The organism is Janthinobacterium sp. DSP2-3-3 (genome assembly GCF_049897325.1).
Lineage (GTDB): Bacteria > Pseudomonadota > Gammaproteobacteria > Burkholderiales > Burkholderiaceae_D > Janthinobacterium.
Map to the genome: position 1 here is coordinate 148698 of NZ_JAFCWA010000012.1, position 23955 is coordinate 172652.

At 55.0% G+C, this 23955-nt stretch carries 17 protein-coding genes; all 17 read left to right on the forward strand.

Annotated elements, in window-relative coordinates; all coding sequences use genetic code 11:
• Positions 1-28: 28 nt before the first annotated feature.
• Positions 29-466, forward strand: coding sequence for a CopD family protein (locus ACP7DE_RS22245; RefSeq protein ID WP_426074123.1), 438 nt, complete (start codon positions 29-31; stop codon positions 464-466).
• Positions 467-476: 10 nt separating this feature from the next.
• Entirely contained in the window at positions 477-1091 is a 615-nt protein-coding gene (locus ACP7DE_RS22250; protein WP_426074124.1) for a 2-hydroxychromene-2-carboxylate isomerase, read from the forward strand.
• A 101-nt stretch (positions 1092-1192) separates the two neighbouring features.
• Complete coding sequence (locus ACP7DE_RS22255; RefSeq protein ID WP_426074125.1) at positions 1193-2398, forward strand: THUMP domain-containing class I SAM-dependent RNA methyltransferase; 1206 nt, start codon at positions 1193-1195, stop codon at positions 2396-2398.
• A gap of 74 nt (positions 2399-2472) precedes the next feature.
• Positions 2473-3753, forward strand: a complete 1281-nt coding sequence (locus tag ACP7DE_RS22260; RefSeq protein WP_426074126.1) for a multidrug effflux MFS transporter — start codon at positions 2473-2475, stop codon at positions 3751-3753.
• 202 nt (positions 3754-3955) lie between these two features.
• Complete coding sequence (locus ACP7DE_RS22265; RefSeq protein WP_426074127.1) at positions 3956-6118, forward strand: HDOD domain-containing protein; 2163 nt, start codon at positions 3956-3958, stop codon at positions 6116-6118.
• Positions 6119-6123: 5 nt separating this feature from the next.
• Complete coding sequence (locus ACP7DE_RS22270; protein ID WP_426074128.1) at positions 6124-8328, forward strand: EAL domain-containing response regulator; 2205 nt, start codon at positions 6124-6126, stop codon at positions 8326-8328.
• A gap of 2 nt (positions 8329-8330) precedes the next feature.
• Positions 8331-9920 carry an SEL1-like repeat protein gene (locus tag ACP7DE_RS22275; protein ID WP_426074129.1) on the forward strand — a complete coding sequence of 530 codons (1590 nt, stop codon included), beginning with the start codon at positions 8331-8333 and terminating at the stop codon, positions 9918-9920.
• 181 nt (positions 9921-10101) lie between these two features.
• The gene (locus ACP7DE_RS22280; protein WP_426074130.1) at positions 10102-10806 is read left to right on the forward strand and encodes a DUF4197 domain-containing protein; all 705 of its coding nucleotides are present in this window, start codon (positions 10102-10104) and stop codon (positions 10804-10806) included.
• Positions 10807-11165: 359 nt separating this feature from the next.
• Positions 11166-14084 (forward strand): YjbH domain-containing protein, encoded by a 2919-nt coding sequence (locus ACP7DE_RS22285; RefSeq protein ID WP_426074131.1) that lies wholly within the window; start codon positions 11166-11168, stop codon positions 14082-14084.
• A gap of 323 nt (positions 14085-14407) precedes the next feature.
• Positions 14408-16027, forward strand: a complete 1620-nt coding sequence (locus ACP7DE_RS22290) for an SLBB domain-containing protein (RefSeq protein WP_426074132.1) — start codon at positions 14408-14410, stop codon at positions 16025-16027.
• Positions 16028-16057: 30 nt separating this feature from the next.
• The gene (locus ACP7DE_RS22295; RefSeq protein ID WP_426074193.1) at positions 16058-17314 is read left to right on the forward strand and encodes a GumC family protein; all 1257 of its coding nucleotides are present in this window, start codon (positions 16058-16060) and stop codon (positions 17312-17314) included.
• A 169-nt stretch (positions 17315-17483) separates the two neighbouring features.
• Positions 17484-18545 (forward strand): hypothetical protein, encoded by a 1062-nt coding sequence (locus ACP7DE_RS22300; RefSeq protein ID WP_426074133.1) that lies wholly within the window; start codon positions 17484-17486, stop codon positions 18543-18545.
• 64 nt (positions 18546-18609) lie between these two features.
• Positions 18610-19674 carry an acyltransferase family protein gene (locus tag ACP7DE_RS22305; RefSeq protein WP_426074134.1) on the forward strand — a complete coding sequence of 355 codons (1065 nt, stop codon included), beginning with the start codon at positions 18610-18612 and terminating at the stop codon, positions 19672-19674.
• A 1-nt stretch (position 19675) separates the two neighbouring features.
• The gene (locus ACP7DE_RS22310) at positions 19676-20557 is read left to right on the forward strand and encodes a glycosyltransferase (RefSeq protein ID WP_426074135.1); all 882 of its coding nucleotides are present in this window, start codon (positions 19676-19678) and stop codon (positions 20555-20557) included.
• A 198-nt stretch (positions 20558-20755) separates the two neighbouring features.
• The gene (rfbF, locus tag ACP7DE_RS22315) at positions 20756-21526 is read left to right on the forward strand and encodes a glucose-1-phosphate cytidylyltransferase (RefSeq protein WP_426074136.1); all 771 of its coding nucleotides are present in this window, start codon (positions 20756-20758) and stop codon (positions 21524-21526) included.
• Positions 21526-22593, forward strand: coding sequence for a CDP-glucose 4,6-dehydratase (gene rfbG / locus ACP7DE_RS22320; RefSeq protein WP_426074137.1), 1068 nt, complete (start codon positions 21526-21528; stop codon positions 22591-22593). Before rfbF ends, rfbG begins: the two co-directional genes overlap by 1 nt.
• Before the next feature lie 18 nt (positions 22594-22611).
• Positions 22612-23940 carry a lipopolysaccharide biosynthesis protein RfbH gene (gene rfbH / locus ACP7DE_RS22325; RefSeq protein WP_426074138.1) on the forward strand — a complete coding sequence of 443 codons (1329 nt, stop codon included), beginning with the start codon at positions 22612-22614 and terminating at the stop codon, positions 23938-23940.
• Positions 23941-23955: the final 15 nt, after the last annotated feature.

The following is a 23955-nucleotide window of genomic DNA, read 5'->3' on the forward strand; positions in this document are numbered from 1 at the left end:
TCTGTATCTTTCTGACACTGGGAACCCCATGCTCTTTCTCTGGACCAAAGCCTTCCACATCATCTTCGTCATGTCCTGGTTTGCCGGCCTGTTTTATTTGCCGCGTATTTTCGTGAACTTGGCGATGGAAACGGAAACGGTGGCCACCGAGCGACTGTTGCTGATGGCGCGCAAGTTGTACCGCTTCATGTCCCTGCTGGCGCTGCCGGCGATGGTGCTGGGGCTGGCGTTGATGTGGATGCTGTACGGTGGGGGCGAAGGGCGCGTGAAGATGCCGGGCTGGATGCACGCCAAGCTGACGTTCGTGGTGCTGCTGCTCGGCTACCACCACGCCTGCGGTTCCATCCTGCGCAAGTTTGAAAAAGGCGTCAACAAGCGTAGCCACACCTGGTTCCGCTGGTTTAATGAAGTACCGGTGGTGATGCTGCTGGCCGTCGTCGTGCTGGTCGTGGTCAAGCCTTTCTAAGGGAATCGAGATGAGTGCAAGCCAGAGCAAAGTCGTGCAGTATTTCTTCGCGCCCCACTCGCCATGGACCTACCTGGGGCATGCGCGCCTGATGGCCATCGCCGCGAAGACGGGCGCGCAGATCGACGTGCGCCCCTTTGACCTGGGCAAGGTCTTCAGTGTCTCGGGCGGTTTGCCGCTGGCCAAGCGCGCACCGCAGCGCCAGGCGTATCGCCTGGCCGAACTGGCGCGCTGGTCGGCTTTTTTGCAAGTGCCGCTGACCTTGCAGCCGAAGTTCTTCCCCGTGTCGCCGGAAGCCTCGGCCAAACTGATCATCGCCACACGCCTGGCGCACGGCGTGGAGGCATCGCTGAACCTGGCGCACGCCATTATGCGTGGCCTGTGGGCTGAAGAGCGCAACATCGGCGACGAGGAAACCCTGGTGCAGATCGCCACCGATACCGGTTTCGACGGCCGCCAGCTGCTGAAGACGTCGGAAACGGCCAGCGTGCAGGCAGAATATGACGCCAACACGGAAGCGGCGACTGCCGCCAGCGTCTTTGGCTCGCCGTGGTACATCGTTGATGGCGAAGGATACTGGGGCCAGGACCGCCTCGATTTTGTCGAGCGCGCGCTGGCAGGGTAGTCAAGCAAAAGCAGTTTTTTAAATGTAGTATTTTTTAACGTAGTAAGCAGCGCCTGTAATTTAGCGGGCGTTCAACACAATGGAATAAGGGTACACCAACCATGGCTTCATATTTTTGCCCATGCCCGCGTGGCATGGAAGCGGCACTGGCCGAGGAACTGGGCGAGATCGCCCAGGAGAGTTCGACCATGAAGGTCCACAACCAGGTACCGGGCGGCGTACACTGCTCGGGCGACTTGCTCGATTCCTACCGCATCAACCTGCATTCGCGCATCGCTTCGCGCGTGCTGATGCGCATGGCCCATTCCGGCTACAAGACGGAAAACGATATTTATGACTTGACCCTGGCGCAATCCTGGGAAGACTGGTTCGGCGTGCACCACACGATCCGTGTCGACGTCACGGCCGTGAAATCGCCGCTGCGCAGCCTGGAATTCACGACATTGAAAATCAAGGATGCGATCTGCGACCGCTTCCGCGACCAGTTCAACGAGCGTCCATCGGTCAACACCAAGACGCCGGACATGCGCATCGTCGGCTTCCTCGATGCGAACACGTTTACCGTGTATCTCGACACCTCGGGCGAAGCGCTGTTCAAGCGCGGCTGGCGCGAAGAGACGGGCGACGCGCCGCTGCGTGAAAACCTGGCTGCCGGCCTGCTGCGCGTGTCGGGCTGGAAGCCTGGCATGGTGCTGTTCGACCCGATGTGCGGTTCCGGCACCATCCTGGCCGAAGCGGCGCAGATGCTGCAAGGCATTCCGCCGGGCGCTACGCGCCAGTTCGCCTTTGAAAACTTCCACGACTTCGATCCGGCGCCGTGGAATGCCATGAAAAACGCCATCAAGGTCAATCCGCTGCCGGCCGAACCGACTATTTTCGGCAGCGACATCTCGGGCGACATGGTGGCCATGACGCGCCATAACCTGCGTTGCGCCGGCGTGCGCTTCGACGTGCCCTTGAAACAGATCGAGGCGCAGGAAGTCAAGCCGCCAAGCGACGTGCCGGGCATCATGCTGACCAATCCGCCGTACGGCGAGCGTATCGGCGTGCGCGGCGACAGTACCATCCCGGAAGATGAATTGTCGACGTCCTTCTATTCGGCCATGGGCACGACCCTGAAGCAGCGTTTCGCCGGCTGGACCGTGTTCCTCTTCACGGCCGACCTGGGCCTGCCCAAGCTGCTGCGCTTGAAAGAAGCGCGCAAGACGCCGTTCTTCAATGGCGCGCTGGAATGCCGTTTGTTCCGCTTTGATATGGTGGCGGGTTACAACCGCCGTGAAGAAGCAAAACCGAAACCACAGCAGTAAGCGTTCACCGCAAGACACCCGCAGTAACCCCGCGCGCGGACCAATGCCGGTCCGCGCGCCACTTTGGATCCGCCATGTTTCCCACCCCTCCGGCCAATGTGCCGCCCGACCCGGTCACGCCCGTTCCGCCTCCCACACCGAGCCACATGGCGCCGCTGAGCCGCGGTGCGCTGGCCATGATGCTGGCCGGGTTGTCGATGCTGGGACCTCTGTCGATCGACACGTATCTGCCCGCCTTTGGCGCGATCCAGGGTTCGCTGCAAGCCTCGCCGCTGGAAGTGCAGCAGTCGCTGACGTTCTATATGCTGGCCTTTGCCGGCATGGTGCTGTGGCATGGCGCGATCTCGGATACCTTCGGCAGGCGCAATGTCATCCTCGTGTCGCTGCTGATGTTTGCCATCGGCTCGCTCGGCTGCGCTTCGGCGCACACGGTGCACTATCTGTGGTTCTTCCGCATCATGCAGGGCGTCTCGGCCGGCGCCGGCGTGGTGATCAGCCGCGCCATCATCCGCGACCTGTACGCGGATGCAGCGGCGGCGCGGCTGTTGTCGCTGGTGACGATGATCTTTTCCATCGCCCCGGCCGTGGCGCCGATTCTTGGCGGCTGGATCGTCATCTGGTTCGACTGGCGCTCGATCTTCCTGTTCCTCGCCTTTTACACGGTGGTGCTGCTGGCGTTCTGCTACTGGCGCCTGCCTGAAACCCTGCCGATGGAAAAGCGCCAGCCTTTCAATCCCCGCTTCCTGGCATCGAGCTATGGCCAAATCCTGCGCTCACCCCTGTTCCACATCAAGGCCGGCATCGTCGCCCTCAATTTCGCGGGCCTGTTCCTGTTCATCACGGCAGCACCGGAAATGCTGCCCAAGCAGCTGGGCCTGGGGCCATCGCAATTCGCCTGGCTGTTCATCCCGTGCGTGAGCGGGATTTTCATGGGGGCACTGGCGGCCAACCGCATCGCCGGCAAGGTGACGTTCGCGCGCCAGATCGGCATCGGCTTTGCCTTCCTGCTGTGCGCTGCCAGCGTCAATGTCGTGTATCACCTGTTCCTGCCGCCATCCTTGCCCTGGTCGGTGCTGCCCCTGTTCTTCTACACCTTCGGCATGTCGCTGGTGGGGCCGGGCGCGACCCTCCTGGCGCTCGATCTGTTCCCGCATATTCGCGGCACGGTGGCTTCGTGCCAGTCGTTTGCCAGCACCTTGCTGGGCGCCGTGGTGGCCGGCGTGATCTCGCCGCTGCTGTCCGGTTCCGTGTTGTGGCTGGCCTCGGGCCAGCTGGCGTTTACGGCCCTGGCGTTGGCGCTGTGGCTGATCTCGCGGCGCTTCCGCCACCGTTTGCTGGGTTCCTTCAAGGCATGAGTTTCCATGCCAGAACGCTGGATTTATTTCAACTTAATTTTCTATATTGCAAGTAATATTCGGCGCTTATGATAAGATGACTTCTTTTCCCGGCATCCTCTCAGGCGACATTTTTTGGGTTACAGGAGTAGAGGATTCCTCTGACGTGGCCGCGCTTCGCTGCTAAGCGCTTATCCTTTTCGAACCGGCAATGCCTGATACGATGCATCAATCTGATCAAGATATTCGCAATCGCCTGCTGATTGCCCGCCTGCCGGCCATGCCGCAGATTCTCATCAAGCTGATAGCCCACTTGCAGGCCGACGATGCCGGCATGCCAGAGCTGGCCGCGCTGATCGCCAAGGATGCCGGCATGACCAGCAAGATCCTCGGCGTGGCCAACAGCTCGGCCTACCATCGCCAGAGCAAGGTCGTCAGCCTGGAACAGTCGCTCGTGTCGCTGGGCACGGACATGATCAAGACCCTGGTCATCAGCGAATCCGTCTTCCAGACCTTCAACAGCTTTCCCCATTCCGGCAGCACGGATTTGCGCGCCTTCTGGAAAAGCTCGCTGTCGGCCGCCGTCATGGCGCGCGCGCTGGCCAAGGCCATGGCCTATCCGCACGTCGAGGAAGCGTACCTGGCGGGATTGCTGCACAACGTGGGCCGCCTGGCTTTGCTGGCTACGGCGCCGAAGGAATACGCGTTCAATTTCACGGCGCGCGACGATGCCGCCCTGTGCGCGGTGGAGCAGCGCACCTTGCAGATCACGCATGCCGAAGCGGGCGCCTGGCTGATCGAACGCTGGCATCTCGATTCCTTCCTGGCCGACAGCGTGCTGTATCACCACGAACCGTTGGCGCGCCTGGAAGCGAGCCATCCTTTGATCCGCATCGTGCGCCTGGCGCACCTGCTGTGCTGCCATGCCGACGATGCGGACGAGGCTGAGTCCATCACGCAGGCGGCAAGCCTGTGCGCGCTGGACGTCGAGGTATTGGAAGACCTGGCCGGCAGCGTCGCGCGCCAGGTGGAGCAGGCCGCGCAGCACCTGGGCATCGACCTGTCTGGCGCGGACGATATCGTCACCCCGCCCGCGTATGCGCCGCCATCCGTCGAGCCGGTGCGGCAGCGCCTGTCCGACGAAGTGCGCAACATGGTGCTGGTTTCCGAAGTGGGGCAGACCTTTGCCCGGCAACAGGGCGAGAGCAAGCTGCTCGAAGCCATCACGCGCTCGGCGCGCATCCTGTTCGACTTTGACACCGCCGTCATCCTGCTGCAAAACCCCACCGGCCATGCGCTGGTGGGTGTGGCTGCGGGCGAACATCAGCAGCGCCTGGCCGGCTTCTCGATCCCGCTGGCCAAGGGCGGGCCCTTGGCCGCCTCGGCGCTGGAGTGCGCGCTGGCGTTCCTGAAACGCGACATGCCGGCGCTGGGCATTGTCGAGGAGCAGCTGTTCCGCATTCTCGGCACAGACAGCCTGGTCTGCGTGCCTTTGGCGTCGGGCCAGCGCAGCCTTGGGGTACTGATCGGCGGCGTGGCGGCGTGGCAGATTCCCGCTTGCCAGAAGCGCGAGGGTTTTCTGCGCGCGTATGCCAACCAGGCCGCTACGGCGCTGGAAACGGCCATCAGTGCGCGCGGCCTGGCTCGACGCCAGCTCGATCACGTGGCCGAGGAATACCGCGCCGCGTCGCGCCGCGTCGTGCATGAAGTGAATAATCCGCTGTCCATCATCAAGAACTATCTGAGCGTACTCGATCACAAGCTGGAGAAACAGGAGCCGGTCAGCGGCGAGATGGCTATCCTGAACGAGGAAATCGACCGTGTCGGGCAGTTGATCGGCGGCCTGGCCGATTTGCAGCCCATGGACGCGGGTGGCGTGACCGATTGCGCGCGCGTGGTCGATGATGTGCTGCGATTGTTCCGCGCCACCGACTTCCTGCCGCCGAAAATCGAGGTGGTCACGCGCATGCAGGACGCGCCATGCGAGGTGGAGGCCGATGCCGACATGCTCAAGCAAATTCTGCTCAACCTGCTGAAAAACGCCGTCGAAGCGCTGCCCGATGGCGGGCGCATCGAAGTGGCGAATCGGGGCCACGTTAACCGCGACCGTCGCCTGTATCTGGAATTGTGCGTTAGTGATAATGGTGCCGGCCTGGCGCCGGAGGTGCTGGCCAATCTGTTTTCTCCCGTGCGCAGCAACAAGGACGGGGCGCATCACGGCCTGGGCCTGTCCATCGTGCATGACCTGGTAAGCCGCCTGCATGGCGTGATTGGTTGCCGCAGCAGCAAGTCCGGCACGTCGTTTGAAATTTTACTGCCCATTCCCGTGCCGACGAGTGCAGCAGCCGCGCTGCCCGCACCCGGCAATACCGCCTTGTCTGCGTAACGTCCATGAACTCCTCCGCCATTCCATTTGACCTGGAAAACAGCCCGCGCATCCTGCTCGTCGATGACGAGCCCCGCCTGCTCGCCTCCCTCCACGAATTGTTGAAGGACCGCGGCTACCAGCTGTACACGGCCACCTGCGGCAGCGAGGCGCTGGCGCAATTGTCGAAACTGCGCTTCGACCTGATCCTGCTCGATTTGCGCCTGCCCGATATGAGCGGTCATGAAATCATGGACCACATCAACCGGCGCGGCATCGAAGGCGACGTGATCGTCATGAGCGGCGACGTCGGCATCGAGGCGGCCATCGGTGCTTTGAAGCGTGGCGCCTACGATTATCTGCGCAAGCCCTACAGCCGTGAGGAGCTGCTCAAGACGGTGGAGAACGCGCTGCAAAAGCGCAAGCTGGCGCTGGAGAACGAGCGCATCGCGCTGCAGCTGGAAAACTCGGAAAAGATGTACCGCTACCTGGTCGATAGCTCGCCCGACATCATCTATACCCTGAATCACGAAGGCCGCATCACCTTCATCAACGACAGGGTGCATCAGTTGCTGGGCTTTGGCCGCGAAGAGCTGATTGGCAGCCATTATTCGATTCTCGTGCACGATGAAGACCAGGAGCGGGCGCGCTATGCCTTCAATGAGCGCCGCCTCGACGAGCGCGCCTCGCGCAATGTGGAACTGCGCCTGAAATGCCATAGCGGTAGCGGCAGCGACCGTACCTTCAACAACACGCTGATGACGATTCCGCTCAATTCGATCGGCATGCACAGTCACGATCAGGAAGCGAAAAAGCAGGAGTACTTCGGCACCTACGGCGTGGCGCGCGACATCACCGACCGCAAGCGCGCCGAGGAAGTCATCTCTTACCAGGCTTATCACGACATCCTGACGGACCTGCCGAATCGCATGCTGTTCAAGGATCGCCTGGGACTGGCCGTGATCCAGGCGCGGCGCAAGCTGACGGAACTGGCCGTGATGTTCATCGATCTCGATCGCTTCAAGCTGGTTAACGATACCCTGGGCCACGTGAAGGGCGACGAGCTGCTGCAGCAGGTGGCGCTGCGCCTGAAGGATTGTTTGCGCCGCGGCGATACGCTGGCGCGCCAGGGCGGCGACGAATTCACCATCGTGCTGCCGGAACTGCGCGACCGCCAGGATGCGCGCCTGATCGCCGACAAATTCCTCGAATGCCTGCACCAGCCCTTCGACCTCGATGGTAACCAGGTACATATTTCGGCCTCCATCGGCATCGCCATCTACCCGGGCGACGGCGAGACCATCGACGAGCTGCTGCGCCATGCCGACATCGCCATGTACCAGGTCAAGGCGCTGGGTAAGAATGGCCACAGTTTTTATCACGAGTCCATGCTCGATGTGTCGCACCAGAAGATCGCGCTCGAGCAAAGCCTGCGCAAGGCGCTGGAACTGAACCAGCTGGAGATGTATTACCAGCCGCAGGTGGATGTGATGACGGGCCGCATCGTTGGCGCCGAAGGCCTGATGCGCTGGAACCACCCGCAGCGGGGCTTGCTGACGGCCGGCGAATTCCTGCCGTTTGCCGAGGAAAACGGCTTGATGCTGCCGATCTCGGACTGGATGCTGGGCGCCCTGTGCCGCGACCTGGTGCAGTGGGACGCGGCCGGCGGCGAAGCCGTGCGCCTGTCGCTGAATCTGTCGCCGCAATACCTGGACCGGGGCGACTTTTTCGAGAAGATGCGCGGCGCGCTGACGCGCTATGGCATTGCGCCGGAAAAGATCGAAGTGGAAATCACGGAAAACATCTGTATCCGCAATCCGCAATATGCGATCGAGCAGCTGAACAAGCTGTGCCAGCTGGGCGTGTCGGTCGCCATCGACGATTTCGGCACCGGCTATTCCTCGCTGTCGTATCTGCACCGCTTCCCCATCCATACCATCAAGATCGACCAGTCCTTCGTCAAGGAAATCCATGACGAGCATGGACACTATCCCGTCATCCTGGCCATCATCTCGATCGCGCGCGGCCTGGGGCTGCACCTGATTGCCGAAGGCGTGGAGACGGAAGGCCAGGCGCGCTATCTGCAGGACAAGGGCTGCACCACGATGCAGGGCTATCTGTACCACCGGCCCATTTCGCTGGGCAGCTTCATCGGCGTGCTGCAGGAGCAGAATCGCCTGCTCGCCGATGCCGCACCGGGCGCACCGCAGCTGCTCGCCATCGAGGCCTGACCGTGCCGCTTGCCGCTCCCCGCTACACGGCTGCGCATTACACTGCTGCTCATTACACTGCTGATTACCTGCGCCTGAAAGGACTGGCCGAGAAGGGCAATGCGAATGCCCAGCACGGCCTGGGCTTCATGTATTTCAATGGCCAGGGTATCGAGCAAAGCTATGCGCTTGCATTGCACTGGTATGGCCTGGCTGCCGCGCAGGGACTCGAGCACGCGCAATACAACCTGGGTGTCATGTGCCAGAAGGGGCAGGGTGTGGCACAGGATTTTGTGCAGGCCGCGCACTGGTACCAGCAGGCGGCCGAGCAAGGTTACGCGGCGGCGCAGTACAACCTGGGCTGGCTGTATGCCAAGGGACAGGGACTCGCGCAAGATAGCGGGCAAGCCATGCTGTGGTTCAGTCGCGCGGCCGAGCAGGGCGACGCGGGGGCGCAAAACAATCTGGGCATGATGTATGACAATGGCAAGGGCGTGCCGCAGGATTTTGTGCAAGCCATCGCCTGGTATCGCAAAGCGGCCGAACAGGGTTATGCGCGCGCCCAGTTCAACCTGGGCCTGCGCTACGACAATGGACAGGGCGTGCGCCAGGACCGCCAGCAGGCGAGCGCCTGGATGCGCAAGGCGGCCGAGCAAGGCTATGCGCCGGCCCAGTTCAATCTGGCATTGCGCTATGAAAACGGCGACGTGCTGCCGCAGGACAGCGGGCAGGCGATCATCTGGTACCGGCGCGCCGCTGAGCAGGGCCATGCCAGTTCGCAGTTCAATCTGGGTCTGATCTATGACAATGGCCAGGGCGTGCCCTGCGATAAGCAGGCGGCACTCGACTGGTATGTCAGGGCGGCAGGGCAGGGGCACGCGGCGGCCCAGCACAACTTGGGCCTGCACCATGAACATGGCGCGCAAGACTATACCCGGGCGCAGGTGTTCTATCGCCAGGCGGCCGGGCAGGGCTTTCCCGCCGCGCAGTATCAGCTGGGACTCCTGCATGAGCATGGACAGGGCACGCCGGTCGATGCGCAAGAAGCCATCTTCTGGTACCGCAAGGCGGCAGATCAGGGACATGTGCGGGCGCAGTTCGACCTGGGTCTGCGCTACGAACATGGCCAGGGCATGCCGCAGGATCTGTCACTGGCGCTGGAGTGGTACCGCCGCGCCGCCGAGCAGGATTATGCGCCGGCGCAATACATGCAGGGCGTTTTGCACGACCGCGATGATGGTCCGGCGCCCGACAGCCAGCTGGCCTGCGCCTGTTATTGCCGTGCCGCCGCGCAGGGCCACAGCCTGGCCCAGTTTGCGCTGGGCCTGCGGCATGACAATGGCCAGGATGTGCCGCAGGATTATGCTGCCGCCTGGGACTGGTATGCGCTGGCCGCGCGCCAGGGCCATGCGCGGGCGCAAATGAATCTGGGCTTGATGGCGGCCAGCGGTCAGGGTGGCCCGCTCGATTTGCAGCAGGCATATATCTGGCTGTCGATGGCCGTCGCGGCCGGCGTGGCCGGTGCGGAAAAATCCTTGCGCCAGACAGCGGCGCGCATGCGCGAGACAGATCTGACGCGGGTGCGCGAACATCTGGCGGCGATAGCAGGCTGAGCTGCGCCGCCGGCGTTAGCGTGCGCGGATACAACAGCAGGTACTGTATAGTCTTTTCCCTTCGCCATCTGTGGCGCCCCTTGTTTCCCCCCAAACGCAAAAATTGCTGCAGTATTTGCAGTTTTGATGTGCTAAGGTTCCAGAAGAAGGTGGTCTGTCTATTCTTTAGAAAAGGAAAACCATGCGCCTGAACCCTTTCCCTGGCCGTCCGGCCGCCATCCTGTGTGCGCTGGTGTTGCTGTCGTCTGGCGCCAGCGCCGCCAGTCCTCTGGATGCCCTTAGCAACCAGGATGCCAGCAATGGCTTGAAAGCTGCACTGGAAGCCGGTTCCGCGGCCGCCGTATCGAAATTGGGGGGCGAGAATGGTTTCCTGAGTAATGACAAGGTCAAAATCAAGCTGCCAGGTATCCTGGAGCAAGCCCAGCCTTTGTTGAAAATGACGGGGCGCGGCCAGCTATTGGACGATCTGGTGGTGTCGATGAACCGTGCCGCCGAGTCGGCAGTGCCCATGGCCAAGCCCTTGCTGCTCGACGCGGTCAAATCGATGAGCGTGAGCGATGCGAAAAGTATCCTGTCCGGTGGCAGCACTTCAGTGACGGACTTTTTCCGCCAGAAAACTTCGGCGCCGCTGGCCGTCAAATTCCTGCCGATCGTGAAATCCGTGACCGACCGTTCCGGCCTGGCCAGCAAGTACAACAGCACCATGAGCCAGATCGGCAAGACAGGATTGGTGCCGCAGCAGCAATCGACGGTGGAAGGCTATGTCACGGACCGGGCGCTTGACGGCCTGTACCTGATGATAGGCGAGGAAGAGAAAGCCATCCGCAGTAATCCGCTCGCTTACGGCAGCAAGATTATCGGCAAAGTGTTTGGCAGTTTGAAGTGACTGTTGCAGCGTGCTGCGGGGCCGCAGGCGGCGTTTGCGCCGCACTGACCGGTGTGGCGCAAGGGAAACAAGTTAAGCATTTGCTACAAGAAAACAATGTTAAAATTCTGTGATATACATTCCTGAGGCATGGTTAAGCAACGCTCAATTGCCCGGAAGTGCCGAGTTTTAGTGGCGAACTGATGCGCGGCATTGCGAGATGCCCGTCGGTTGGCCTTTTTTCGTTTCATTCACGTTTCCCCAAGCTCATTGATTTTCTGAAGACATCGTCAGAAATTCCAGGTGCAGGATATTTTAGGTAGCCGGATTTGTTAAGCGTACTCAGAAAATCAATTAAATATACCTGGTGTGGCTGCTTGGTGCTTGGCGCGCCTTCGGCGATAGCCGCGACGCCGAATCATGGCGGTCAATCCGGGTATATCAATATGCCCAGTGCCGTGGTGGAAACGGATGGCACCTTCAGCGTCGGCTATAGCTACGACAGTCCGTATGGCCAGTTATGGGCGACAGCGAATATCCTGCCTTTTCTGCAAATGACGGGACGTTATGTGTCGATAACGGGCATCCCGGGTTTTACCAACGCCCCCGGTGAGTATGGCAGTGGCTATGGCCGCTATAAGGATAAAGTCGTCGACGGCAAATTGCGCCTGTGGACGGAAACGCAGTGGATGCCATCTGTCGCCGTCGGCATGACGGACCTGTTCGGTACCGCGCTGTTCAAGGGCCAATATGTGGTTGCCACCAAGACTTTTGGCGCCAGCAAGAATGTCGAAGCGAGCCTCGGTTATGCGCATAAACGCCCGGACGGCGTGTTTGCCGGCGCGCGCTGGACGCCCGCTGCGCTGCCGCGCTGGTCGGTGGTGGCGGAGTACGATACCACCAATTATCTGCGCGACTTCCGCGCCAGCGAAACGACTGCTGGCAAGCGCCGCAAGGGCGCTTCCGTGGGCCTGGAATACCGCTGGGGCTGGCTTGCCCTGCAAGCGGCACGCAACCGCGACCAGTTCAGCGTGAACGCTTTCATCAGCATTCCGTTTGGCGAGCGCGAGTTCGTTCCGAAGGTGTATGAACCAGCGTATTTCGTGGACGACAAGAATCCGCCGCCGTTGCCGAGCAAGGAAGAATGGCACCGCGACCCCGTGTATGGCGCCGACCTGGTGAATGCCCTGGTGAAGCAGGACTACAAGAATATCCGTGTCGAGCAAGAGGGCAATGTCCTCAGCCTGAGCCTGACCAATAGCCGTATTTCGAACATGGGGCGTGCCGTTGGCCGTGCCGCGCGCACCGCCGTCGCCTTCACGCCGAAGGGCGTGACGACCCTGCGCATCACGTATACCAAGCTGGACCAGCCAATCGCCACCTACGAATTCTTTGATTTGCCCAAACTGAACGACTATTTGGCAGGCAAGATTGATCGTAAGGCTTTCCTCGACGTCGTGCTGCTGCGCTACCCGGAGAAAAGCGATGTCATCCGGGATGATCAGCAAGGCTGGCTGAAAGAATTCCTCGACAAGCCGGCGCCCGTCGTGGCCGCTGCACCGGCTCCCGCGCCGGTACTGGCGGAGGCTCCCGCGATGGCCATCGCACCTGCTCCCGCCAAGGCTGCCGACGTCCTCAAGGACGATGGCAAGCTGGCCGTTGGCGTTGGCGTCGATGGCGACGTGGTGCAGATCAAATCGCTGGACCGGGAAGCGAACCGCTTCAAAGTCGCTCCCAAGGTGGGCTTCTTCTTCAATGACCCGAGCGGCGCCTTCCGCTATTCGATTTCGGCCGTGGCCAACTACGACCGCCGCCTGGGCGACGGTCTGTACCTGAATAGCGCCGCCAGCCTGCAGTTGCTGGAAACGGTATCGGGCGTCAAGCAGCCATCGAACAGCAACTTGCCACACGTGCGTACCGATATCGCGGAATATTTGCGCGGCGGGCGTTTCTCGCTGAGCCGTGTCTTGCTGAACAAATACAACAATCCTGCCGAGCGCGTGTATACCCGCATGTCGGCCGGCCTGTATGAAGACATGTTCCGCGGCGTGGGTGGTCAGGTGCTGTACCTGCCGAAGGATAGCCGCTGGGCTGCTGACGTGGCCGTCGATGCCTTGCAGCAGCGTGGCTACAAGGGCTTGCTCGATTCGCGCGATTACAAGACGGTAACGGCGATCGGTTCCCTGCATTACCGCTTGCCGCACGATATTACCGTCACGGCCCGCGCCGGCCGCTTCCTGGCCAAAGACACGGGCGTGCGCATGGAATTCAAGCGCCGCTTCCAGTCCGGTATCGAAGTCGGTGCCTGGTATACGCATACGAACGGCAACGATATCACCAGCCCTGGCACGCCATCGAAGCCATACCAGGACCGTGGCATCTTCCTGTCCGTACCGTTGAACAGCATGTTGCCGATGGATACGCAATCGACGGCCGGTTTCGCCATCGCGCCATGGACGCGGGACGTGGGGCAGATGGTGGCCTCGCCGGGCGATCTGTACGACATGTTCGAGCGTCCGCGCGCCGACATGCACAGTTACGATGGCCTAGGTAATTTTGCCGAGCGCCCGGACGAACAGCACCTGCCTGCCGTCAATCCGCCGGTCCGGCCGTTTGTCAGCCCCTGGCCCGCCATGCGCGCGCGTATGGAGCAATCCGCATCTGCTACGCCTAGCGCCCCTGAATGGCTCAAGGCGACGGCGGTGGTCGGGGGCGTGGTGCTGGCATCCGCCCTCAGCGACAAACCCGTCGACCGTTTCGTCAAGAAGCACGAGGATTCCAAGGTCTACCGCAACTGGGACAAGCTGGGCAAGGCCATGCCATACGCGGCAGTGGGAGCGGCAGCGGCCGCCTTCGCCCTGGGCGATGAACGCATGCAAAATACGGGACTCATTTCGCTGCAATCGGTTGCCGCGGCAACGGGCGTGGCGGTGGCTGGCAAATATGCGTTTGGCCGCGCCCGTCCAGAGGAAGACCTCGGAGCGTGGAGCCGTGTCGGCAGCGGCAGTTCCCGTTCGAATTCATCGTTCCCTTCCGCGCATGCCGCCATCGGCTTTGCTGCCGTGACGCCGTTTGCCAAGGAATACGATGCGCCATGGCTGTACAGCGTGGCTGCCGTGGGTTCCGCCGGCCGCGTATTCGGCCGCAAGCACTGGGTCTCCGACACGGTCGCCGGCGGCATCGTCGGCTATGCCATGGGCAGCTGGCTGTGGCACGCGCAGCGCGACCAAAGCAAATCGGGCCTGTCGATCAATCCCGGCCCAAAAGAAATCAGCGTGACCTGGCAGGGCAAGTATTAAGCGCGCATGGCGCCCCCTTTACTCATACAACATCATTCATCCAGACAAAGACCAGCATGAAAAAGCAACTTCGTACTTCCTCGCCGTTCGTGAAACACGTGATTTTCTCGGCTTGCCTGATGGGAATGGGTTCCGCCGTTGCACAAGACCTTGGGACAAGTGACACGCCCAAAATGCAATCGATGGAGACTGGCAGCGGCCTGCCGGCCATACGCAGTGGCCGCAGTGAACAGCGGCAGGCGCAGAACCCGCCCGCCAGCCGTCCTGCGAAACGGCTTGAGGTTGCCGCCGAAGCAGGGGCTTTTGAGGCTTATGTAGAAGGTGTGACAGGGAAAAAGTTGACCGTGTTTGGCAAGGATTTGTTCAGCGACGTACCATCCACCTTCGCCCCCTTCGATGGCGCGCAAGTGAACCAGGATTATGTCATTGGCACGGGTGACGAGTTGCAGGTGCGTGGCTGGGGCATGGTCGATATCGACGTCAGCGCCACGGTCGACCGCAGCGGTGCGATCTTCATTCCCCGCGTCGGTTCCGTCAAGGTCAGCGGCGTGCAGTACAAGGATTTGCAGGGCTACCTGAAGAAAGCCGTCGGCAAGATTTACACCAACTTTGAATTGACGGCCAGCATCGCCCAGACGCGCGCCGTGCAAGTGTATGTGGTCGGCCACGCCGTGCGTCCCGGCACCTACACCCTGAGCGCCATGAGCACGCTGTTGAACGCCCTGTTCACCTCGGGCGGCCCGGATGCCACGGGTAGCATGCGCAACATCCAATTGAAGCGTGGCGCACAAACCGTCAGCACCTTCGACTTGTACGACATGCTGGCCAAGGGCGACAAGAGCCGCGATGTGACCCTGCGCGATGGCGATGTCATCTATATTCCGGAAGTCGGTCCCTTGGTGGCCTTGACCGGGAACGTAAAACAGCCCGCTATTTTCGAATTGAAAGGCAATGCCAGCCTGGCCGATGTATTGAGCTGGGCCGGCGGCTTTGATTCGGCAGCGGAAACGAAGCAAGTAATCGTTGAAAAAAACGTCGACAATCAATATAAGACGGTAGTGGAATTGATCGCCGACAAAACCGTCACCAGCAGCCAGTTGGCGAGTATCCCGGTGAAACCGACCGATGTGCTGCGGGTGTTTGCACCAGGCGCCGTGCCTGTGCAGGCACAAATCCAGAATGAATACGTGCGCGTGGCCGGCGAAGCCAGACAAAGCGGCATCTTTCTGCTGAAGAAAGGCGAGACCCTGCGCGAGTTGATCGCCCGTGTCGGCGGCGCCAATGAAAACGGCTACCTGTACGCGACCCAATTGAGCCGTGAATCCGTACGCCGCGCCCAGCAAATCAAATTGAACCAGGTGGCTGACCGCTTCGAACGTGACCTGGAATCGAATGCGACCCAGCGCATGGCAGCCTCTGGCGACAAGGAAAATGCGGCGAAAACCGCCGCCGAGGTGGAGCAGCAGCGCCGCATCGTGCAGAAACTGCGCACCATCAAGGCCGAGGGTCGCATCGTGCTCGATTTGCCTGGCGTCGACACGCAAATCAAGAACTTACCCGACTTGCCCTTGCAGGATGGCGACACCATTCTGATCCCGCGCCGTCCAGGCACGGTGGATGTGCTTGGCTCGGTATTCCAACAAAACGCCTTTGTCTACCGCCCACATCGCACCGTCAACGACTATATGCAGCAAGCCGGTGGCATAACCGCGAATGCGGATAAATCCGAAATGTACGTGATACGCGCGGACGGTACTGCCCAGAGTGGGCAAAGTACGGGTTGGTTCAGCGGCCTTGGCGGCACGGCATTGAATCCGGGTGATACCGTGGTGGTGCCGGAGAAAATAGAACGTAGCACATTTATGCAGAGTCTTAAGGAATGGACGTCGATCTTTTATCAGTTTGGTTTGGGTGCGGCGGGTTTGAAAGTATTGAAGGATTAAAACAGGCAATTTAATTGAAATTCATTGCTGATGTTTTTCATTTCAACAAAAAACTTAGAAGCCTATACCATTATGTCTGATCTTGTAAAAAATAATGAAATTTCCGCTAAAGAAATCGGTGGGAATAATGATGTATTGTTGAAAATTTTAATTATTTTGGCAAAAAATAAGAAAAAAATACTTCTTAAATTTTTAATTGGCATTGGATTGGGAGTTTTAATCGCCTATCTGATGCCGGTTAGCTATAAAGCAACTGCACAAATATTGCCGCCGCAAGGACAAAGTGGATCCTCCGCACTGCTTGGTCAGTTGGGCGGCGCTTTGGGGGGGATCGCTGGCGGTTCACTGAATATCAAAAATGCAGGCGATACGTATCTGAGCATGCTTGGTAGCAGAACAGTTAAAGATGCCATTATTAAGAAATTTGAGTTGCAAAAGTTATATGGCACAGAATTTCCGACTGATACACGTAATGCATTGACTGCGGCAAGTAATTTTAATGCAGGAAAAGATGGGATGATTGTTATTGATGTCACTGATAAAAGCCCTGAACGTGCTGCCGGAATTGCAAATGCTTATGTAGAAGAATTGCAGAAATTAACGCAAACTATTGCCATTAGCGAAGCGTCGCAGCGCCGTTTATTTTTTGAAAAACAACTTGAACAGGCAAAAAGTCGTCTGGCTGACTCAGAAATTTCCTTAAAGGAAGTTCAAGAAAAAACGGGTTTGATTCAGCTAAATAGTCAAGCTGAGGCAATTATTAAAGCTGCTGCGCAGTTGAAAGGCGAAATAGCATCTCAGGAGGTTGCATTGGGGGCATTGCGTACGTTTGCAACGGAAAATAATCCTGAATATATTCGCTTGCAGCAAAAAATTGCTGGCCTGAAGGCGCAGTTGTCGAAAGTGGAAACAGGTATTAATGTTGGGAAAGGTGATATATCTGTATCAACCAGCATGGTGCCTGAGGCTGCACTTGATTACGTCAGAAAGCTTCGCGATGTCAAATACAATGAGGCGATATTGGAAATGCTTGCCAAGCAATTCGAGTTGGCAAAAATAGACGAGGCGAAGGACAGCTCGCTTGTCCAGGTATTGGATAATGCAGTTGTGCCTGATAAAAAATATAAACCTAGCCGTATTGCCATTATCATTATTTTCGCCTTGCTTTCATTATTTTCTGGGATTGGCATGGCGATCATAAGGGAGATAATTATGGAAATAAGAAAGAACCAGAACAATCTTGGTAGTTTGAGTGAGTTGAGAAAATATAGTGGCTGGAAAAATTGAAATTGAATTGCTGTTATTTCTTCATGATTATGCTGGTTTCGGGCTGTAAGCAACATGGACCCGTCAGCACGACGATAGTAGTATCTATATGGAGAAGCTGAATTCTTATTTTTGACTTTCTCGTTAATATTTAAAATATTAAATAAAGTAAAAATTCAACAGACATAAAATGTCGAATAAAAATGAAATAATTTGGAAAATTCTGATTGGCTATCTGTTTGCAATTTTCCCCTTTTTAAATGTTATTCTTTTCAGTCCAGGCAATGGTTACTATGAATCGCCATTGTCATTTTTCTCCTCTGATAATGCATCTATTTTTCTTGGGGCTGATACCTTACGTTATTTTCATGGCGCAAATAATATTGCAGATATCGGTTTTGGAAATAATGTCATTGTTGAATTTATAGGATTCTTGGCAAAATTATCTGGCTTAGGTTGGTGGTTGATACTTGGAATTAACTCATTAATTTTATTTTCAACGTATCTGATGTTGGTTTCAACTTTTAATTGGGACGTGGTGAAGAAATATGTTTTTGGATTGTTTTTTGCAACTCCATTATTGATTTTTTCTACAGGGTCGTTAAATAAAGAAGTATTGTTGATTTGCGGAATAACAATACTTTTTATTGGGTTGAAATCTAAATCTAATTTTCAGGTTTTTTTTGGACTTTTCCTTCTTATCTGTAGGCCAATAGATTTCCTTTTTGGATTGTATGCATGTTTGGTTTTTGGTGGATATAAGAAAACGACAATAATAATTAATTTCGCAGTTATTTTTTCGCTATTTTTGCCTTTAAATATTATATTTACCGATGAAATCCGGTCGACGTTTATTTTTCAGGCATTTACTTTTTTGGATCAAAACGCATCAAAATATTACAATTTTGTATTTTCCTATTCGTCTTATCCATTTTCAATAGCACTTCTTGTGTTTGTCAATTTTGGAATTAATCTATTTAGCCCGATGATTAGCGAAACAGTCAGGGAGTCCTTTTCTGTTACCCGTCCACTCTTGGAAGGAGTCGCATTATTTTTTACATCGCTTGGCGTCAGTATATATTTTCTTAGAAGCCTTATTTTTGAAAACAAAGAAGTTTTGTTGTTTTTATTTGTGTGGGTCTTTCTTCATGCAATGTATCCATTAAATCAATTACGATATTACATTATAATTTTCCCGGTGATTCCCTTAATTTCGGATTTGTTTTCCAGTCGGCGACAACAAGAGATATGAATAGTTTCCATAAGAAATTAGGTAAGTACCTGCGAGAAGAATTTTTTGGTGATCGGATTGTGGAATGGGATTGATTAGGTTTTTTTTAGCTATTTCTGTTATTTTTTCACATTTAAATATTGTCGGAGTATTTACTGGCGGCGGTATTGCGGTTCAATCATTTTATATAATATCCGGATTTTTTGTTGCATTGATGTTCGACGTATCTCCTGCATATGGGAATATTTCTAAATTTTATCGTAGTAGATTGTTGCGAATTTTCCCAATATATTACGTCGTATTTTTAATTTCTGTTGTATTTGTGATTGTATTTGGCATTCCTGGTTTGCCAAATGGAAAAGAATTGTTCTTGAATTTCAATATTGAGACTAAATTTCTTATTGTTTTTTCCAATATTTTTATTTTTTTTCAAGACTGGATAATGTTCTTGGGATGGAATAATGGGGCTTTAAGTTTTGTTTCACATTTTTCCATGTCGGAACCGCCCTTATATAATTTTCTATTAGTACCGCAGGCTTGGTCACTCGCAATTGAACTTTCCTTTTATTTAATTTCGCCATTTTTAGTTCGCTGTAAAACTAATTGGCTGGTTTTCCTGGTAGTCGTCGGCTTGCTTTTGCGGGTCATTTTTTACAAAAATGGCTTGTTCGAAGATCCTTGGAGTTATAGATTTTTTGGTTTGGAATTGTTTACATTTTTGATTGGCATGTTGTCGTACAGAATGTATAGAAAAGCTAAAGACAAAAAATGGAATATTATTAACAATAAAAAAATTGGGGCAAGTAGCTTAATTTTCATGCTGACTTTCGCGATTTCTCTTAAATCGCTCCCAGTGCCTGTAAAAATGTTGGCGCCATTTTTCTATTTGTCAGTCTTTGTTCTTTTGCCGATTATCTTCAATTTTACAAAATCTAATAAATTAGATCGATTTATAGGTGAGCTAAGTTATCCATTATATGTGGTACATATACTCGTAATTAACATGGCAAATTTTATTTTTGGCGACTCTATAAATACCAGCTATTATTCTATTTTTGTATTGTTGATCAGTGTTTTAGCTTCGATTATTTTGAACTTAATGATTCAAAATAAAATTGATAACTATCGAAGTAAAATAAAGGTACTTTAAAATGAATGATATTTTTAGTTTTGAGACTGGAAAAGAGTTGCAGAAAAAAAATAGTATTTTTAACGGAAAGGTAAGTGTTCTAATTACCACCTACAAATATGAAAAGCCGGAAAATTTGGATGAGGCTTTACTAAGTATGTATTCGCAAACGCGAGTACCTGATGAGATTGTGATGGTTATCGATGGCCCTATTCTTGAAGAACAGGAAGAGATAATTAGAAATTATATGAAGGATGATCGAACACAACTAAATGTGGTCAGGCTTGAAGAAAATGTGGGCCGCGGAATTGCAAAAAATATCGGTATTCATGCATGTCAGTTTGAATTTATTGCCGTGATGGATAGTGATGACATTTCTATGCCCGAGCGTATCGAGAAGCAGATCAACATATTTAAATCTCATCCGGAGTTGTCGCTTGTTGCAGCCTGGCAGGCAGAATTCGACGATTTATCAAAACAACAAACATTTATCAAAAAATGTCCGCAATATCATGACGATATAGTCAAGGCTTTAAAATGGCGAAACGTGGTGCCAAATCCTGCAATTATGGTTCGACGTGAATTGGCAATTGCCGTCGATGGATATGGCGATTTTAAGTTGATTAATGAAGATTATGATTTTTTCATAAAATTAATTGAGGCTGGCGGAAAATTTTATAATATACAAGAAATTCTCATCAGAGTAAGAACTTCGATGGATCAAAGAAAGCGCCGGGGTGGAAAAGGCGTTATTCTGGATGATTTTAAGTTTCGTCATAAACATTATAAAAGTGGATTTTATAATATTTTTGAGTTTTTACTGATATCGAGTGTTTATTTTGTATTTAGATTGATGCCTGCTTTTTCAAAAGGTTTTTTATATAAAGTCAATCGTGCCGTTTAAAATGATTGAAGAATCGTTGACCGTGTTGCTGAAATCTTGTTCGGTTGCGGTGTAGCGATAATATATTAATGCAATAATTTTATTATTCATTTAGTTTTTTTTGAACATTGTTTCGAGGGAAATCACTATGCCAAGATGTGATTAAATTTGTTCAGAAAATGCAAAAATAATTAACTTACTAAAAAATGGAATAGCCAAATGAAAGCAGTAATTCTTGCGGGCGGCTTGGGCACTCGCCTTAGCGAAGAAACGACAATTAAGCCAAAGCCGATGGTTGAAATAGGCGGTAAGCCTATTCTTTGGCATATCATGAAAAGTTACTCGGCACACGGCATCAATGATTTTGTTATTTGCTGTGGCTACAAGGGCTACGTCATCAAGGAGTATTTCGCAAATTATTTTTTGCACACATCGGACGTGACGTTCGACATGCAGAACAATCAGATGGAAGTGCATGCTCGCAATGCGGAACCTTGGAAAGTGACCTTGGTCGACACTGGCGATGAAACCCTGACTGGCGGCCGTCTGAAACGGGTGAGTCAATATGTTGCAGATGAAGAGATGTTCTGCTTTACTTATGGTGACGGGGTCAGCAACGTTGATATCGGCGCATCCATTGAATTTCATAAGCGCCATGGTAAATTGGCAACCCTGACGGCAACACAACCGCCAGGCCGCTTTGGTGCCCTGAACTTGAGCGGGCATCAGATCAATAGCTTCCAGGAAAAGCCACAAGGCGATGGGGCATGGATCAATGGGGGATTTTTCGTCCTGTCCCCCAAAGTTATTGACTATATTGCTGATGACAGCACAACTTGGGAGAAGGAGCCGATGGAACGCCTTGCACGCGAAGGCCAATTGCAAGCGTATTTCCATGAAGGTTTCTGGCAACCCATGGATACCCTGCGTGACAAGGTGTACCTGGAAGAGCTGTGGCAGTCAGATAAAGCACCCTGGAAGGTACGCTGATGGACGCCGCTTTCTGGCAGGGCAAGCGGGTCTTCCTGACCGGCCATACCGGTTTCAAAGGGGGCTGGCTGAGTCTTTGGCTGCAGCAATTGGGCGCCGAAGTGACCGGCTATGCGCTGGAAGCACCGACCACCCCTAGCTTGTTTGAAGTGGCGGGCGTGGCGCGCGGCATGCTTTCCATCATCGGCGATGTGCGCGATGGTGAGGCGCTCAAGCGCGCCATGGCACAAGCGCGGCCGGAAATCGTGATCCATATGGCGGCCCAGCCGCTAGTGCGCTATTCCTACGTCAATCCGGTGGAAACTTATGCCACCAATGTGATGGGCGTGGTCAATCTGCTTGAAGGCGTGCGCGCTACGCCTGGCGTGCGTTCGGTGGTCAATGTCACCAGTGACAAGTGCTATGAAAACCGCGAGTGGCCATGGGGTTACCGTGAGAACGAGGCAATGGGCGGTTATGACCCATATAGCAACAGCAAGGGCTGCGCCGAACTGGTGACGGCAGGCTACCGCAGTTCGTTTTTTAATGCCGAAAAATATGCCGAGCATGGCATTGCATTAGGCAGTGGCCGCGCCGGGAATGTGATCGGTGGCGGAGACTGGGCCATGGATCGCTTGATTCCCGATATGCTGCGCGCCATCCGTGCCGGCCAGCCGGTGATGATACGCAATCCGCACTCGATCCGGCCGTGGCAGCACGTGCTCGAACCGCTCAGCGGCTATCTGACACTGGCAGAAAAGCTGTACACCGAAGGTCCTTTGCATGCCGAAGGCTGGAATTTTGGTCCCCATGATACCGATGCCAAACCCGTTGAATGGATCATAGAACGCATGACGCAAGAGTGGGGCGCCGGTGCGTCCTGGTCACTCGACGGACAGAACCATCCCCATGAGGCGACTTATCTGAAGCTTGATTGCTCCAAGGCGCGTGGCCAGCTGGACTGGCATCCGCGTTGGGACATCGGGCAGACGATCAGCAAAATCGTTGAATGGCACAAGGCCTTCGACCAGGGCCTGGACATGCGTAAGCTAAGCCAGGCACAAATCACAACTTATCAAAATACCTAACACATTGAAGGCTGTATCATGAGCGAACAACTGACCCAACAACAAATCCGCGACCAGATCGCTGCCTTGGTGGCCCAATATGGCGCATTGGCCAGCGTGCCGAAGCCTTTCGAACCTGGCGTGACAGTTATTCCTCCGGCCGGCAAAGTGGTCGGTGCGCCTGAAATGGGCTTGATGGTCGAAGCGTCGCTGGATGCCTGGCTGACGACTGGTCGTTTTAACGACGAGTTTGAAAAACGTCTGGCCAAGTTTATTGGCGTCGAGTTCCTGATCACGGTGAACTCCGGTTCGTCCGCCAATCTTGTGGCTTTTTCAGCCCTGACATCGCCTAAATTGGGAGCCCGCGCCATCCAGCCTGGCGACGAAGTTATCGGCGTGGCTGCGGGCTTCCCGACCACCGTCAATCCAATTTTGCAATATGGCGCCGTGCCCGTCTTCATCGACGTCGAACTGGGTACTTACAATGTCGATGCTTCAAAAATCGAAGCAGCTATCACCGACAAGACCAAAGCAATCATGTTGGCTCATACCTTGGGCAATCCGTTCAACCTGGAAGTGATCGTTGCACTGTGCAAAAAATATAATCTGTGGCTAGTGGAAGATTGCTGCGATGCGTTGGGTGCAACCTATAACGGCCAGATGTGCGGTACCTTCGGTGACATCGGTACCATGAGTTTCTACCCTGCGCATCACATCACCATGGGGGAGGGCGGCGCGGTGTTTACGAACAATCCGGAGCTCAAAGCCATCGCCGAATCGTTCCGCGACTGGGGCCGCGACTGCTACTGCGCGCCGGGAAAGGATAATACCTGCGGTCAGCGTTTCTGCTGCAAGTTGGGCACGCTGCCGGAAGGCTATGATCACAAGTATACCTACAGCCACCTGGGCTACAACCTGAAGATCACCGACATGCAAGCGGCATGCGGCCTGGCGCAGATGGACCGCGCCGCAGGCTTTGTCCAGGCTCGCAAGGATAACTTCGCGTACATGATCGACGGACTGAAAAGCTGCGAGGAATTCCTGATACTGCCAGAGGCGACACCAAACTCGGATCCGTCCTGGTTTGGCTTCCCGATCACCTTGCGCCCAGAGGCCAATGTCAATCGCGTAGACTTGTTGACCTACCTGGATCAGCACAAAATTGGTACGCGGTTGTTGTTTGCAGGAAACCTGACTCGCCAACCATACATGCTTGGCCGCAATTTCAGAATTTCGGGCGAGCTGACAAATACGGACCGCGTCATGCATGATACGTTCTGGATCGGCGTCTTCCCTGGCCTGACCAAAGAAATGCTCGACTTTACAATCGGCAAGATTGAAGCGTTTTTCGGTGTGAACTTTGACTAATCGGTCATCGACACG

What these genes read in the sequence shown, in the direction of transcription:
- ACP7DE_RS22300 (WP_426074133.1), top strand. Translation starts at nt 17,484, where the DNA reads ATGTCGAATAAAAATGAAATAATTTGGAAAATTCTGATTGGCTATCTG.
- ACP7DE_RS22310 (WP_426074135.1), top strand. Translation starts at nt 19,676, where the DNA reads ATGAATGATATTTTTAGTTTTGAGACTGGAAAAGAGTTGCAGAAAAAA.
- ACP7DE_RS22270 (WP_426074128.1), top strand. Translation starts at nt 6,124, where the DNA reads ATGAACTCCTCCGCCATTCCATTTGACCTGGAAAACAGCCCGCGCATC.
- ACP7DE_RS22305 (WP_426074134.1), top strand. Translation starts at nt 18,610, where the DNA reads ATGGGATTGATTAGGTTTTTTTTAGCTATTTCTGTTATTTTTTCACAT.
- ACP7DE_RS22280 (WP_426074130.1), top strand. Translation starts at nt 10,102, where the DNA reads ATGCGCCTGAACCCTTTCCCTGGCCGTCCGGCCGCCATCCTGTGTGCG.
- ACP7DE_RS22245 (WP_426074123.1), top strand. Translation starts at nt 29, where the DNA reads ATGCTCTTTCTCTGGACCAAAGCCTTCCACATCATCTTCGTCATGTCC.
- rfbH (WP_426074138.1), top strand. Translation starts at nt 22,612, where the DNA reads ATGAGCGAACAACTGACCCAACAACAAATCCGCGACCAGATCGCTGCC.
- ACP7DE_RS22255 (WP_426074125.1), top strand. Translation starts at nt 1,193, where the DNA reads ATGGCTTCATATTTTTGCCCATGCCCGCGTGGCATGGAAGCGGCACTG.
- ACP7DE_RS22265 (WP_426074127.1), top strand. Translation starts at nt 3,956, where the DNA reads ATGCATCAATCTGATCAAGATATTCGCAATCGCCTGCTGATTGCCCGC.
- ACP7DE_RS22260 (WP_426074126.1), top strand. Translation starts at nt 2,473, where the DNA reads ATGTTTCCCACCCCTCCGGCCAATGTGCCGCCCGACCCGGTCACGCCC.
- ACP7DE_RS22250 (WP_426074124.1), top strand. Translation starts at nt 477, where the DNA reads ATGAGTGCAAGCCAGAGCAAAGTCGTGCAGTATTTCTTCGCGCCCCAC.
- ACP7DE_RS22295 (WP_426074193.1), top strand. Translation starts at nt 16,058, where the DNA reads ATGTTTTTCATTTCAACAAAAAACTTAGAAGCCTATACCATTATGTCT.
- rfbF (WP_426074136.1), top strand. Translation starts at nt 20,756, where the DNA reads ATGAAAGCAGTAATTCTTGCGGGCGGCTTGGGCACTCGCCTTAGCGAA.
- rfbG (WP_426074137.1), top strand. Translation starts at nt 21,526, where the DNA reads ATGGACGCCGCTTTCTGGCAGGGCAAGCGGGTCTTCCTGACCGGCCAT.